12 protein-coding genes are annotated in these 13,902 nt (G+C 54.4%); 8 read left to right on the forward strand and 4 right to left on the reverse strand.

Translation table 11 applies throughout. The features are described from left to right. The first annotated feature begins 237 nt into the window (after positions 1-237). A complete protein-coding gene (locus ACN0RL_RS00005; protein WP_417512586.1) occupies positions 238-441 on the forward strand; it encodes a hypothetical protein in 204 nt (67 codons plus the stop codon). An 11-nt stretch (positions 442-452) separates the two neighbouring features. Here the strand turns inward: ACN0RL_RS00005 and ACN0RL_RS00010 are convergent, their stop codons facing one another. From ACN0RL_RS00010 to ACN0RL_RS00020, 3 genes are all read right to left on the reverse strand, one after another. Then, positions 453-1,421 (reverse strand): arsenic resistance protein, encoded by a 969-nt coding sequence (locus tag ACN0RL_RS00010; RefSeq protein ID WP_417512587.1) that lies wholly within the window; start codon positions 1,419-1,421, stop codon positions 453-455. A gap of 23 nt (positions 1,422-1,444) precedes the next feature. Further along, positions 1,445-1,864, reverse strand: a complete 420-nt coding sequence (locus ACN0RL_RS00015) for a DUF6858 family protein (protein ID WP_417512588.1) — start codon at positions 1,862-1,864, stop codon at positions 1,445-1,447. A gap of 152 nt (positions 1,865-2,016) precedes the next feature. After that, positions 2,017-2,253, reverse strand: coding sequence for a hypothetical protein (locus ACN0RL_RS00020; RefSeq protein ID WP_417512589.1), 237 nt, complete (start codon positions 2,251-2,253; stop codon positions 2,017-2,019). 100 nt (positions 2,254-2,353) lie between these two features. Here ACN0RL_RS00020 and ACN0RL_RS00025 point away from each other — a divergent pair, with 100 nt between their 5' ends. From ACN0RL_RS00025 to ACN0RL_RS00035, 3 genes are read left to right on the forward strand one after another with little or no spacing between them, the layout of a single operon-like run. Then, positions 2,354-5,608, forward strand: a complete 3,255-nt coding sequence (locus tag ACN0RL_RS00025) for a CHASE domain-containing protein (RefSeq protein ID WP_417512590.1) — start codon at positions 2,354-2,356, stop codon at positions 5,606-5,608. Continuing rightward, on the forward strand, positions 5,595-6,506 hold the full coding sequence (locus tag ACN0RL_RS00030) for a diguanylate cyclase (RefSeq protein ID WP_417512591.1): 912 nt from the start codon (positions 5,595-5,597) through the stop codon (positions 6,504-6,506). Before ACN0RL_RS00025 ends, ACN0RL_RS00030 begins: the two co-directional genes overlap by 14 nt. Continuing rightward, entirely contained in the window at positions 6,487-8,682 is a 2,196-nt protein-coding gene (locus ACN0RL_RS00035) for an EAL domain-containing protein (protein WP_417512592.1), read from the forward strand. The genes ACN0RL_RS00030 and ACN0RL_RS00035 overlap by 20 nt, the downstream gene beginning before the upstream one ends. 76 nt (positions 8,683-8,758) lie before the next feature. On the opposite strand, the gene ACN0RL_RS00040 is transcribed toward ACN0RL_RS00035, so the two are convergent. Next, positions 8,759-9,349 (reverse strand): phenylacetic acid degradation protein PaaY, encoded by a 591-nt coding sequence (locus ACN0RL_RS00040; RefSeq protein WP_417512593.1) that lies wholly within the window; start codon positions 9,347-9,349, stop codon positions 8,759-8,761. A gap of 467 nt (positions 9,350-9,816) precedes the next feature. Between ACN0RL_RS00040 and paaG the strand changes: the two genes are divergently transcribed. Genes paaG through pcaF form a run of 4 tightly spaced genes read left to right on the forward strand, consistent with a single transcriptional unit; the run spans position 9,817 to position 13,831 of the window. After that, positions 9,817-10,608, forward strand: coding sequence for a 2-(1,2-epoxy-1,2-dihydrophenyl)acetyl-CoA isomerase PaaG (paaG, locus tag ACN0RL_RS00045; RefSeq protein ID WP_417512594.1), 792 nt, complete (start codon positions 9,817-9,819; stop codon positions 10,606-10,608). Between the two features lie 3 nt (positions 10,609-10,611). Beyond that, complete coding sequence (gene paaH, locus ACN0RL_RS00050; RefSeq protein WP_417512595.1) at positions 10,612-12,132, forward strand: 3-hydroxyacyl-CoA dehydrogenase PaaH; 1,521 nt, start codon at positions 10,612-10,614, stop codon at positions 12,130-12,132. Beyond that, positions 12,129-12,587: a hydroxyphenylacetyl-CoA thioesterase PaaI gene (paaI, locus tag ACN0RL_RS00055; protein WP_417512596.1), complete on the forward strand. Its 459-nt coding sequence runs from the start codon at positions 12,129-12,131 to the stop codon at positions 12,585-12,587. The genes paaH and paaI overlap by 4 nt, the downstream gene beginning before the upstream one ends. Continuing rightward, the gene (gene pcaF / locus ACN0RL_RS00060; RefSeq protein ID WP_417512597.1) at positions 12,584-13,831 is read left to right on the forward strand and encodes a 3-oxoadipyl-CoA thiolase; all 1,248 of its coding nucleotides are present in this window, start codon (positions 12,584-12,586) and stop codon (positions 13,829-13,831) included. Before paaI ends, pcaF begins: the two co-directional genes overlap by 4 nt. Positions 13,832-13,902: the final 71 nt, after the last annotated feature.

A 13,902-nucleotide genomic window follows, 5' to 3' on the forward strand; every position in this document is an offset into this window, starting at 1 on the left:
TTCCAGGTTGCCGATTACGGCCTGGTGGCGGATCTGTTTGAAGCAGTACCGCAATTTGAAGAAGAGCTGAAGAAAGTGTGTTGAAGAGTAAGTTGAAGATTGTGTCGTAAGTTGTTCTGGTTTTTTTTGCGTTGTTGTACCCACTTCACCCCCTCTTTTGGGGGTTTTTTTGCGGCTTGTGCGCTTTACTTACGGCATAGCACCGTTACCCGACAACCAAAACAGGTTGATACAATCATGCGCAATACAGAGCAGGCAGACACCTTTGAACAATGGCTCTCTGAGCTCAGGACCCTCGCAGCGAATGATGGCTGCTCATGGATCATTTCCTCAGACCCGGACTATCACCGAAAGGCTTTTGAGCAGCAGTTGAGCCCGGTTGAGGAGTTCGAACGCCTACAGAAAATCAGCGCAGAGAGCGGTTGTGGCTGTGGCACCTGACACGCCCATCCTCACTTCTCAGGTGCTCCGAAAAGCCGATCCGTAAATTTCACATACCATGCTGCCGCCTGCACCTGAACAACGTAAGCCAGAGCAATCAGCAGGGCTGCATCAGCACCCTCCGTGCCAAAGACCCCCATGGCAATAGCCAGGGCTATCGACAGATTCCGCATTACCGTGCCATACACCAACGCGATCGCATCGCCCCGAGGAAACAGCGCCTTGCCAACGAGCGTGCTGATGACAAAATTCAGTGCATAAATCAGCACCAAGGGCACCAGATAGGCAAGCAGTGACTCAGGATTGTTCAGAATATCCTGCGATTTCAGCGCCATGGAAACAAACACCACTCCCAGAACACCAAGGGTCGAAAACGGTGGGAACTTGGGCTTTATATTCTTCTGAAAGCTCTCCTGACCATGCTTCGATATAAGCGCCCGCTGAGTCAGATAACCCAGCGCCAAAGGCAGAAAAACGATAAGCGCGATCTGCATGAATACCTGGGAAACCGGAATCTCGATCACCGCACCCAGCAGCCCTTTGAGATAAAGCGGCGCAAGCAGCGAACCTGCAATCAAACCGACTACCGTCATCCGCACCGCTGCTGGCACGTTGCCTTTTGCAAAGCCGGTCCAGGAAATGGTCATGCCGGAAGTTGGAAGCAGCGACGTTAGTAGTAGCGCCAATCTTGCAAACGGCTCATCCGGGAAAAAGAGCAGGCCAGCGCCATACCCGATCGCAGGTATCAGAATAAAGTTGAGTAACTGGGTTACCCACATCAATTTGCCGCCCCCGGGCTGCAACAATTGGCGCAGGTTCATGGTGACCATCATGGGGTAAACCATCAGGAAGGTCAGCGGAAGTATTGCCCAGCGCAACGGGCCGGGCTCGGCCACCTGCCCGGCAACGAAACCGGCAATCATGGCCAGAGGGATACTCCACACCAGATTTTTCTGCATCCAGAACAGTAATGGCCACATAAACCTTTCCCTCAGCCAGAAAGTTAACGATTACGAAGCGCGAGTGCCCATTCACGCATGGCATCGTTTGCCGGTTTTTGCGGCGCATCCATAAAACTTACAACAAAATGGTCACCCATATCCGCAATGCCAATTGAACGAGGCCTTACCGCTAACACCTGGGGATTCGGGAGCATATGCCCGAAACAGAACACCACGTTAATGGCTGCCTGGATGTCGGGAGAAACCTCACCTTTAATCTCGCGGGAGTGGGCCAGGTGATCAAACGTTGCGATATAGGACACCCTCGGAGTCTCTTCAATGCAACGTTCAAAGTAGTCCGCTATCTGCTCGGCAGAACCAAACTGTGTCTCTGTCTTCTTGATATCAAAGACGGTGATCGGATACTTTTCCTGAAAATGCAGTTGCTTCATGTCTGCCTCGCGATATGTGAGATTAAGCATGGATAGCACGAGACTACGCCTGAGATTCACAAGGCACAGTGACAAAGTCACCAAGCACGTCAGCTCCCGGGGGCGTGGGTCAACTTTAAAGGCATATACAGGGGCGGCCGCAGACGATGCGTGTGAACTACTGAACAGGGAACAAATACTGACTATTGCGTGCCATCCCCCCTGACACCCAGCCGGTCCAGATAGACATGCAGCTCGGCTTCACTCATATCCACATACTCCAACACCCGGCCATAGAGCATAACGGTAGGCACATTCCGCCCGTTCCGCTCCTTTTGTGTCTCATGTATCAGGTACAGAATAAGCCGCTCGGTGCGCGTCAGGCCGTCACGCACATCCGGAATAACGTCCAGGACGCTTTGCCATTCTTCAGGGCTCATAATCGTCCCTCTGTAACATATTGTAATGATAGAACCTTTACATTGGTTAAGTTAACCTGATCCAACATTCGCCATTCCCTCATTGAGGCCAGCCCAGTATATGGCAAAAATCCGCGGCTCCGTGGCTCGAATCACAAAACTGCATTGGGTTGTCGTTGGTCTTTCCGTATTGCTGACTGTTATAGCCTGGCAGATTTCTGCACAGATAGCCGGCGCCCGGGCTGAAGATCAGTTTGATCAGCGCGTTGAGCAACTTAATGCACTGCTGCTGGACCGGATGCAGAAGTACGAGTTTGCTTTGCTTTCCGGGGTCGGCACCATCCGGGTCAACGACGGCGACACCTCACTCACTCAATGGAAACGTTTTGCAGACGTTCTTGCGATACAGGATAGATTGCCCGGCATTGTTGGCATCGGTGTTATCAAACGGGTTCCAGAGAGCCAACTAGCGTCATATCTTGCTGAGCAACGGGAAGAGCGGCCAGACTTTCGTGTTCACCCGCCTCATGAAGGATCGGATTTCTGGCCTATCACCTACCTTGAGCCACTGGCCGGAAACGAAGCCGCCATCGGCCTCGACATGGCTCACGAGTCAAACCGCTACACAGCAGCGCTGAAGGCCATGCGCACGGGCCAGACCCAGATTACGGGCCCCATTGCACTGGTGCAGGACGACGAGCAAAAGCCCGGTTTCCTGTTTTACCATCCGTTCTATCGCACTTCGGAAGTCACGCAACAAGAAAACAGAGAAGCCGATTTCCTTGGTCTTGTGTACGCTCCTTTTATAGTTTCCCGGCTAATGGAAGGTACCCTCGCAAACACCAACAGACTGCTGCATTTCCGTATCCGTGATGGTGAGCACCCGCTATACAGCGAATTCAACGAGACTACGGAGAACAACTACGACACTTCGCCCATGTTCCAGACCTCCTACTCGTTGAGTATATATGGCCGGGAATGGACATTTGATGTGCAGTCAACGCGGCTTTTCAAGCAGTACAATGTGAGCAGACAGCCCGCAGCCATTCTCGTAAGCGGCCTGATTATCAACGGGCTGATACTGGCCGCGTTCATGCTGCTGTCCAACGCAAAACGACGGGTCGAACAGGAAGTCATAGAGAAAACTGCTGAACTCAACATGCAAAAACAGGCTGCCGAATCAGCCGTTAAGGTAAAAACGGCATTTCTCGCAAATATGAGCCACGAAATCCGCACGCCCATGAACGCCATTCTCGGCATGCTGGTTCTATTAAAGGAAGCACCACTCAACGACTACTCACGGCGCCTGGTGAGCAAGGCTTTTTCTGCATCAGAAGTGTTGCTACAACTGCTGAACGACATTCTGGACCTGTCGAGAATCGAAGCAGACCATATAGAGCTTGATTATCAACCATTTGAAATAGAGGCTCTTATTGAGCGCAGTGTTGAGCTGTTTGCCATCGTTGCTGAAGAGAAAGGGCTGAAGCTGCGCGTCAACGTTGCACCCTCAACACCCAGACACGTTACCGGCGACCTTCTGAGAATTTCCCAGATATGCAGCAACCTCGTCGGCAATGCTATCAAGTTTACCCACGACGGCAGCGTTACCGTCAGCCTCAGCTTCGAAGAAGATGGAGACGCGCACGGAATCCTGAAAATTACGGTAAAGGATACCGGCATCGGGATCCGGGAAGAGGACCAGCAACGGGTCTTTGAAAACTTCCGCCAGGCTGACGAATCCACAAGCCGCGTTTTTGGCGGGTCAGGTCTTGGTCTCGCAATCAGCAGTCATCTTGCAAAATTGATGAACGGGGCGCTCACACTTGAAAGTGCTGAAGGCCAGGGTTCAAAATTCACGTTGTTGATTCCTGTGGATTTGGCGGAGAACGAACAAAATATTGGCCCCCGCCATGTCTCCAGCCCCATCAAGGTCTATCACCATGGCCTGAATCATAACCTCTCTCTGCTGGAAACCTATCGCGAGCACTGGTCACTGGAAATAATACCGGCCGCTACTCTTCAAGACGTCAAATCCGTCTTGGCAGAAACGCCGGTTAAAGGAAGCAACAAACCTTCGCTGGCAATCATCGATATGGAAAATATCGAAGCGGGTGTGGTCAAAAATTTTGTACAGGAATTAATGGCAGCACCCGAGGTATACCTTCTGGAGAGGCTGCTGATCATTGTTCCTGCGGGTTTCAAGCGCGACTGGATGATCGAATTTCAGAACGCCGGTGGGCGCCTGGCATTCGAGCCCTTGACACCTTCCAAGCTTTTTGAGCACCTGGCGCCACAGCAACTGGAGGAGCACACGGTTGTATCCGCTCCCCGCCCGGTATTTCAAAACCTTAAAGCTTTAATTGTTGATGACGTGCACCTGAATTGCGAAATCGTTGCAAGCTATCTAAGATCATTTGGGGTGGACTCAACGTCCGTCCAAAGTGGAGCTCAGGCAATGCAGCAGCTTGAAACCGGGTCATTTGATCTTGTTCTTATGGATCTGCATCTGGACGGTGAGACCGGGCAAGATATTGTCACGCAGATTCGTAGCCTGGAGAACATCCAGCAGCCGATCATAGCTGCACTTTCGGCATCGATATCCGAGCATGACCGCAGCAGCTCATATGCCGCAGGTATGGATGATTATCTCACCAAGCCCGTTCTTCCCGGAGATATCCAGAGGCTGCTGCAAGCTTTTTTCAAAGCCCATGCGATGGCGAAGCCCTTACCCGGCTCTGGCGATGATGCCAACCGGCCAGAGTATACCCGCAACCCCGAACTACCGGGTTTCATTTCTCCCTCCCTGTACCAGGAGATGTTCGGAGCCGACCCCGACCTTTTTAAACGATGTGTGCGCAGTTTTCTGGCCAGTTCCCGGCAAATGATGACTGATGTTGAAAACTGCCTGCAGCTTGAAGATCAGAAATCAACGAAAGCCATTGCCCATAAAATCCGGGGTGCTGCCGCCAACATTGCCGACAAGGAGTTGATGCAACTTGCGGAAGAGGTTGAATCGGCCACGGACTCAGAGCCGGCTGTGCGCGGCCTGGAAAGGCTTCTGACAATGCTGACAGAGCATATCCAGAAGCTCTTGGCAACAGCCGGTGCTGCAACCCACCCGACACTGGCCGATAATATTCAAAGAGAGCCGATCGATCGCATTATTGCTCGAATGATGCAACGGCTGGGCGCCAACCGCATCGCGCGCGACAGTGACGTCGCACAGGTACTGGAGTTTTTGCACGCGACCAATGAAACAGCTCTTGCGTCACAACTGTGCCAGGCAATTGAGACTTACAAATTCGAACAGGCAGTCGATCTGCTGATGAAGATCGACCCTGACAGCCCGGGAAGGCAGCCAGATGGACATAAATAGCGCACCGACTGTACTGATTGTTGAAGATGACCCCGTAGGTATCGCCAGCCTGGACGGTATTCTGGGGGATGCTTGTGAATTGGTCATCAGCCAGAGTCTAGCCGAGGCCCGGCGGCTTTTATCTTCAGAGGTGGACCTCATACTGCTTGATCTGTACCTCCCCGATGGTTCCGGGCTTGATTTTCTGTGCGAATTGAAATCTGCAGAAGCGTATGGATCGGTTCCTGTCATCTGTATTTCAGCATCAGACCAGACCGGGGATATTGAGAAAGCTTTCCAGCATGGCGCAACAGACTATGTTCTCAAGCCATTCAACAAAACCATACTGAGCGCCAAGGTATCAACCTTCATTGATCTGAAGCGAAAGACCGACCTGCTGGCAGCTGCCGCATTGACTGACCCCCTCACCGGCATTGGCAATCGCCGCCTCTTTGACCAGCAACTTGACCTGGAGTGGAGACGCGCCAGGCGCCAGAACAGCCCGATTGGCCTGGTACTTATCGACCTTGATAATTTCAAGCAGATTAACGACCAGTACGGTCATGCCCAGGGCGACCTGTGCCTCCAGAATCTCGCGAAAGCCATGAGTTCAAGCTTTGCCAGAGCCGGAGAAATCGTGGCGCGCCTGGGCGGGGACGAATTTACAGCGATTATCCCGGGTGCCGACCTGCATAGCACGGTAGCCGCAGCCAATCATCTGGCTCAAGCCATGAAAACCCAGTGCCAGGGCTGCGAGCGTTACAAAAAGAACTGCCCCGCTTTCACCATTTCTGTGGGCTGTTCGGCAGATCAACCTTCATCGTCATCCGGCGCGGCTGAACTGATTAAAACGGCAGACAAACACCTTTACGAGGCCAAGGAAGACGGAGGGCGCGATTGTGTCAGACCCTTACTTTGACTTATCCAGACTGGACGAACCGGTTGCTTTCAGGCCGGGTTACAACCCGAAAATTCTGGTTGTTGACGATGAGCCCACCAACATCCGGGTTCTGACCGGTGCGCTCGGTCAGGACTATGACCTGATTATCGCAACAAGTGCCGCCGAGGCCATGGATATTCTCGAGCAGGACAACAAGCCCCACCTCATCCTGCTGGATATAATGATGCCAGAGGTGGACGGCCTTGAGATGTGCAGAAATCTGAAAGCCCGGCGTGATCTGCAACGTATACCGGTTATTTTTATCACTGCCCTGAGCGACTCGAAATCAGAAGAGAAGGGATTTGAAGCCGGTGCCGTAGACTATATTCACAAGCCGATCCGCTTGTCTGCAGTCCGGGCCCGGGTGCGCACCCACATCTCTCTTAGTGGCATGCTTGATCACATCACGGCTCTCAATCAGGAGCTCAAACGACAACTTGAGCAACTCGACAACTTCAGTCAGTCCGACAGCAATCTGTTCGAGAGAGTCTTCATGGCGACCTCGGAAGGCATCATCCTTCTGGATGTCAGCGAAAAAATAATAGCGGTCAACAGAGCATTTTCCCGCATTACAGGCTACTCCGAAAAAGAAGTGCTCAACAACAGTTATGTAAAGCTGTGCAGAGACATTCACACTCAGCTGAACCTGGATAGCATCCGTGCCCACCTGATTGAGCATGACCATTGGTCAGGAGAGTTTCACAGTCGCAGAAAAACCGGCGAGCTCTATCCTGAGCTCCGTACCATCAGCACCATTCGTTCAGAAAACAATGAAATCACGCACTACGTTATTGTTTTCAATGATATATCCAGTGTAAAAGAGACAGAGCAACGTTTAGAAGAACTCAAATGGCGCGATCCGGTTACGGGCCTGTCGAACCGCGCACTGTTCCTGAATGAGCTGAGTACCGTTCTGAAATTCTGCAGTCACGGAAATGTATCTACCGCCGTTCTTGTTGTTGATATCAACAATTTCAGCTACATCAATGAAACCTACGGTTTCAAGTGTGGTGATCAGGTAATAAGGGAATTCGCCAGGCGCCTGCGCAGGGCTGTTTTCTCTGACGACTCGATAGCCAGACTCTCCGGTGACGAGTTTGGCATTGTTCTGGCTCCTAACCGGTGGACGATTGATGACGCATACCGGGTCATTCTCGCGCTGTATGACCGCATCCAGAGCAGCCTGACCGAGCCTATCCAGTATGAAGGCAGTCCCGACCTGCATCTTCAGGTAACCGTAGGCGCGGCCCTATACCCCACGGAAAGCTCCGACTCTCCGTCTTCTGCTCTTCAACACGCAGAAACCGCTCACCGCAGTGCCAAGGCAGCTAACCGGCCAATCGCAATCTTTGAGGATTCGATGAGCGATAAAATTCGCCAGCAGCTACAGATTGAATCGGAGCTCAACAAGGCTCTTGAACAGGATCAGCTGGTGCTCTACGCACAGCCACAGCTCTCACCAGACCGCGTTCTCTGCGGGCTGGAAATTCTGATCCGATGGAATCACCCAGAGCGCGGCCTTCTGGGCCCGGGTGAGTTCATACCGCATGCAGAGCGTTCCCGGCAAATTGTCAAAATTGAACGCTGGGTGCTGCGTAAAACGCTGGAGAAGATGCGTGAGTTGCACAGCACAAACCCGACACTCAGATGCGCCGTGAACATCTCCGCGAAGCACTTTGCAGAAGACGACTTTGTGGCGGCGGTGAAAGACGCGGTCACCCATGCCGGATTCCCGGCAGAACTACTGACGCTTGAGCTGACAGAAAGCGTCTCCGCTGACAACCTGGACACCGTCGTGGAAAAAATGCAGGCCATCCGCAACCTTGGCTGCGTTTTCTCACTGGATGATTTTGGAACGGGCTATTCTTCTTTGTCACGATTGCAGCGTTTGCCCATATCGGAGGTAAAGATAGACCGGAGCTTTGTGCTGTCAGCGCCAGATGAGCCTATGAATGCCAATATCGTCGAGATGGTTGTGCGCATTGGCGACACCATGGGGGCTCGCGTAGTTGCTGAGGGAGTGGAAACCCGTGCCCATGCAGACTTTCTGGCCGCACGACACCCTCACGTGTACCTGCAAGGTTACTTTTTCGGGGTTCCACAACCTATCGAGGTTTTTCTGGAGCCGCCGGACAGTCATATCCCGCCAGAATAGAGAAAGGGTATCAGAAGGATTTGGCACAACCCTGCGCCGGTTTCGTCCGGCACAGGGTCTCCATGATTCTGAGCGACTACCGATCCTTCAGATCATGTTCGCCAATCTGCAACCTGGGCCGATCCGCATCCACTTCGATCAGTGGCGAGCACTCTCTCATGTTTTCCAGACACCTGCGTGTCAGTCTCTGGTATTCCTGAGTGCCGCGCTGTTTCCAGCTGACTTCTTTATCGCTTAACTGACGCAGCACCTTGGCCGGCGAGCCCACGATCAATGATGCCGGCTCACAACTGAAACCGCTTTTCACAAACGCGGCAGCCCCCACAATAGACCGCGCGGCAATGACAGCTTCATCCATTACGACCGCGTTCATCCCCACCATGGCATCTTCTTCTATAACGCAGCCATGCAGAACCGCACCATGCCCGATGTGACCATTGCGCTGGATAATCGCATCACGCCCGGGGAAAGCATGAACCACACAAGTGTCCTGCAGGTTTGCACCCTGCTCCATCACAATGCGGCCGAAATCACCACGCAAGGACGCGCAGGGCCCAACGTAACAATCCGGTCCCACATGCACATCGCCGATAAGTACCGCCGTGGGATGCACGTATGCCGAAGGGTGCACAACGGGTGTCACGCCATCAATCCGGTAACAAGGCATAAAAAGCTCCTCAGAACGTGTTTGTTTTTTTGTATTTTAAGCTACTTTTTCTGTATCGGAACAGATAATACACGGCTCACAAGCCAAAGAGGCCCGACACTGCCGCTTTGCACTCTACCTAAGACTAAAGGCTAATAAATAAAATAACGATTAAAATCAGAAATATACAAGAGCAATAAACGAGCCCCGGATAACGTGATACAAAAATTTGGTTTCAGATTCTTGACCGGTATCAATTCAAACCTATACTCTTTCCTGATATCGAACAAGGCGGAATACCGCCACACGGAAGTCGACTTGAATATCATCAGGCCTTATCGGCAAACCAAAAAACAACGTAATGCCGTAACCGACGTACCACAGACACTACGCCTGGAAGGATCGTATCGAGGCGGTTTTTTGTCTGATTAAAAACACCTGCCCGAAGCGACCAGGCCGGGTTTCACTGCTATAACAAGGATTCTTCCATGACAGAGCAGAGTGTGCTTCTAGACATTGATCAGGGGATTGCGAAAGTAACCCTGAACCGCCCCAAAAGCCTGAACAGCTTTAACGTTGAAATGCATGAGCAGATGCGCGCTGCGCTGAAAGCCATCCGCAACGATCACAGTGTGCGGGTCATGCTTCTTACCGGCAATGGCCGTGGTTTCTGTGCCGGCCAGGATCTCTCGGATCGCAATGTAAACCCCGGCGCAGAGGCTCCGGACCTGGGATACTCCATCGAGACTTATTACAACCCGCTGTTGCAGACCATTCGGGATCTGCCCATGCCAGTGATCTGCGCCGTTAATGGTGTTGCTGCCGGAGCGGGCGCAAACATTGCCCTGGCCTGTGATATTACGCTTGCGGCGCGTTCTGCAAACTTTGTTCAGGCTTTTTGCAAAATTGGTCTTATTCCTGACTCAGGCGGCACCTGGACCCTGCCGCGTGCAGTGGGAATGGCCCGAGCAAAAGGCCTGGCCTTATTGGGTGACAAGCTGAGCGCCGAGAAGGCGGAACAGTGGGGCATGATCTGGCAGTGCGTAGACGATGACGCCCTGCAGGATGAAGCCATGAAGCTGGCCCGGCATTTCGCGACCCAGCCCACCAAAGGCCTGGCGATGATCAAACGCGCCCTGCACGCAAGCGCCGACAACAGCTTTGAGGAGCAGGTGCTGGTAGAGCGGGATCTTCAGCGTCTGGCTGGCCGCACCGACGATTACCGCGAAGGTGTTGCCGCCTTCATGGAAAAACGCGCACCCGAATTCAAGGGAAAGTAAGCCATGCAGCCACTTGCCACTAACGTCCCCGTTGCCGTCATCGGCGCCGGAGCCATGGGTTCCGGCATTGCTCAGGTTGCCGCCCAGGCAGGCCACGAGGTTTTTCTGCTCGACCAGCGCGAGGGTGCCGCTGAGGCGGGCCGCCAGGGCATCGCCAAACAGCTGCAACGCCGGGTCGATAAAGGAAAGATGGAGCAGACTGCGCTGGATGCCCTTCTTGAGCGCATCAAGCCAATCAGTGAACTCAGCGAACTCGCTGAGGCCGGTCTGGTCATCGAAGCCATCGTTGAAGATCTTGAAATCAAGCGCGGCCTGCTGGCCAGCCTTGAGGACGTTTGCAGTGACGGCACCATTCTGGCCACCAATACTTCGTCAATATCCGTGACGGCTCTCGGTGCCAAAATGAAGCTCCCCGAGCGCCTGGTCGGTATGCACTTTTTTAACCCGGCACCGTTGATGGCCCTGGTAGAAGTCATCAAAGGCCTGGCCACCAGTAACGAGATTGCACAGCGCGTTTACGCAACAGCAGCGCAATGGGGCAAAAAGCCTGTAACAGCAACCTCTACGCCAGGATTCATTGTTAACCGGGTGGCACGGCCGTTTTATGCTGAGAGCCTGCGCCTTCTGCAGGAGCAGGCAGCGGACAGCGCAACACTGGACGCCATTGTGCGTGAAGCCGGGGGCTTTCGTATGGGGCCCTTCGAACTGACCGACCTCATTGGCCACGATGTAAACTACGCGGTGACCTCCTCGGTTTTCAACTCCTACTATCAGGACACCCGCTTTCTGCCCTCTCTGGTCCAGAAGGAGCTGGTTGAAGCCGGCCGGCTGGGCCGCAAGAGCGGCCAGGGCTTTTACAGCTATGCCGAAGGCTCACAAAAACCCGAGCCGGTAACAGCCGCTTCTGCCAGCTGCGACGCAGATACTCTGATCGTGGAAGGTAACCCGGGACCATTGGCGGCACTGGTCACGCGCCTGAGCGAAAACGGCATTAGAATCATCGAGCGGGACGGCCCGGGACGTCTGTATTTCGGCGACGCCGTATTGGCATTGACCGATGGCCGCATGGCAACTGAGCGCGCCTCTGCGGAAGCCTGCAACAACCTGGTTCTGCTGGATCTGGCGTTTGACTATACCAAAGCCGGTCGCCTAGCTATCGCCACGGCCGATCAGGCACCCTCAACGGCCACAAACGACGCCTGTGCCCTTCTGCAAAAAGCGGGCATTGCCGTAAGCCTGATCGCAGACCGACCGGGCCTGGTGGTTATGCGCACCGTCGCAACTCTGGCCAATGAAGCCGCCGATGCGGCTCTGCACGGCGTAGCATCGGTCAGCGATATCGATCTTGCCATGAAAGCCGGCCTGAATTATCCGGAAGGCCCGCTGCGCTGGAGCGATAACCTCGGCTTCAGCATGCTGCATACCGTGCTTACGCATCTTCAGCAAAGCTACGGTGAAGACCGCTATCGACCCGCATTACTGCTGCGGAAAAACCGGTTTGCCGAAAAGGGATTCTACTCATGAGCACCGAACATCACGCACCCGATGCACAAAAGCTGGCCCAGGACTGCGCCGAATCCATGTTCGATCGGGATCAGGCCAGCCGTAATCTGGGGATGAAAATTACCCACGTGTCTCCCGGCAAAGCCACGCTGACCATGCCGGTCACCGCCATCATGATTCAGGGCCACGGCGCCTGCCATGGCGGTTACCTGTTCACCCTTGCCGACTCGGCGTTTGCCTTTGCCTGCAACAGCTACAACAAAGCGACCGTTGCATCAGGCTGCTCCATCGATTACATGCTCGGCGCCCGTGAAGGCGACGTGCTTACCGCCAATGCTGTTGAGCAGTCACGCGGTAACCGCACCGGCGTATACGACATAACCATCACTAACCAGAACGGCCACGTTATTGCCCTGTTTCGCGGCAAGTCCTATCAGGTACGCGGCGAAGTCATCCAGTCGGAGAACGATCAATGAGCAACGAAAAACGCCTGCAAGATGCCTACATAGTTGATGCGGTACGCACACCCATTGGCCGCTACGGCGGTTCTCTGGCAAACGTGCGCGCCGATGACCTGGGCGCCATTCCCATGAAGGCACTGCAGGAGCGCCACAGCAAACTGGACTGGTCGGCCATTGATGATGTGCTTTACGGTTGCGCCAACCAGGCCGGCGAAGACAACCGCGACGTAGCTCGTATGTCGTTGCTGCTAGCAGGTTTGCCGATCGATGTGCCGGGCGCGACCATCAACCGCCTGTGTGGTTCCGGCATGGATGCCATCGGCAGCGCAGCGCGTGCATTGCGCACCGGCGAAGCTGGCCTGATGCTGGCAGGCGGCGTGGAATCCATGTCCCGCGCACCTTTCGTGATGGGCAAAGCCGATTCCGCCTTTAGCCGCAAAGCAGAAATGTTCGATACCACCATCGGCTGGCGCTTCGTAAACCCGTTGCTGAAGAAGCAGTACGGCATTGACTCCATGCCAGAAACCGCAGAGAACGTTGCCGCGGACTACAACATTTCCCGTGAAGATCAGGATGCCTTCGCCCTGCGCAGCCAGCAGCGTACCGCTGCAGCCCAGAAAGCCGGCCGTTTTGACAGTGAAATCGTGCCGGTGAGCGTGCCTCGCCGTAAGCAGGATCCGCTCATTATTGATACCGACGAGCACCCCCGGGAAACCAGCCTCGACAAGCTTGCAAGCCTGGGAACACCCTTCCGTGAGAATGGCAGCGTCACTGCTGGCAACGCCTCCGGCGTAAACGACGGCGCCTGCGCCCTGCTGCTGGCAAGCGGTGAAGCCCTGAAACTGCACAACCTCAAGCCCCGTGCCCGGGTTGTTGCCATGGCCACTGCCGGCGTTGAGCCACGCATTATGGGCATGGGCCCGGCGCCTGCCACCCGCAAGGTGCTGAAGACCGCAGGCCTGGAACTGGCCGATATGGACGTGATTGAGCTGAATGAAGCCTTCGCCGCCCAGGCACTGGCCGTACTGCGCGATCTGGGTTTGCCGGACGATGCCGAACACGTAAACCCGAACGGTGGCGCCATTGCTCTGGGCCACCCTCTGGGCATGAGTGGGGCACGCCTTGTCACCACCGCGCTGAACGAGCTGGAGCGCCGTCACCAGAATGGCCAGAGCGCCCGTTATGCCCTGTGCACCATGTGCATCGGTGTCGGCCAGGGCATTGCGCTGATTATCGAGCGCGTCGACAGCGCAGAATAATTGAATAGTGATTGAAGAGTAATTGAAGCGGCCCGCACAAACCGGGCCGGTTACACGAACAGAAACTTGCC

Source organism: Marinobacter sp. (assembly GCF_048259445.1).
GTDB lineage: Bacteria > Pseudomonadota > Gammaproteobacteria > Pseudomonadales > Oleiphilaceae > Marinobacter.

What these genes read in the sequence shown, in the direction of transcription:
- ACN0RL_RS00005 (WP_417512586.1), top strand. Translation starts at nt 238, where the DNA reads ATGCGCAATACAGAGCAGGCAGACACCTTTGAACAATGGCTCTCTGAG.
- ACN0RL_RS00010 (WP_417512587.1), bottom strand. Translation starts at nt 1,421, where the DNA reads ATGTGGCCATTACTGTTCTGGATGCAGAAAAATCTGGTGTGGAGTATC.
- ACN0RL_RS00015 (WP_417512588.1), bottom strand. Translation starts at nt 1,864, where the DNA reads ATGCTTAATCTCACATATCGCGAGGCAGACATGAAGCAACTGCATTTT.
- ACN0RL_RS00020 (WP_417512589.1), bottom strand. Translation starts at nt 2,253, where the DNA reads ATGAGCCCTGAAGAATGGCAAAGCGTCCTGGACGTTATTCCGGATGTG.
- ACN0RL_RS00025 (WP_417512590.1), top strand. Translation starts at nt 2,354, where the DNA reads ATGGCAAAAATCCGCGGCTCCGTGGCTCGAATCACAAAACTGCATTGG.
- ACN0RL_RS00030 (WP_417512591.1), top strand. Translation starts at nt 5,595, where the DNA reads ATGGACATAAATAGCGCACCGACTGTACTGATTGTTGAAGATGACCCC.
- ACN0RL_RS00040 (WP_417512593.1), bottom strand. Translation starts at nt 9,349, where the DNA reads ATGCCTTGTTACCGGATTGATGGCGTGACACCCGTTGTGCACCCTTCG.
- paaG (WP_417512594.1), top strand. Translation starts at nt 9,817, where the DNA reads ATGACAGAGCAGAGTGTGCTTCTAGACATTGATCAGGGGATTGCGAAA.
- paaH (WP_417512595.1), top strand. Translation starts at nt 10,612, where the DNA reads ATGCAGCCACTTGCCACTAACGTCCCCGTTGCCGTCATCGGCGCCGGA.
- paaI (WP_417512596.1), top strand. Translation starts at nt 12,129, where the DNA reads ATGAGCACCGAACATCACGCACCCGATGCACAAAAGCTGGCCCAGGAC.
- pcaF (WP_417512597.1), top strand. Translation starts at nt 12,584, where the DNA reads ATGAGCAACGAAAAACGCCTGCAAGATGCCTACATAGTTGATGCGGTA.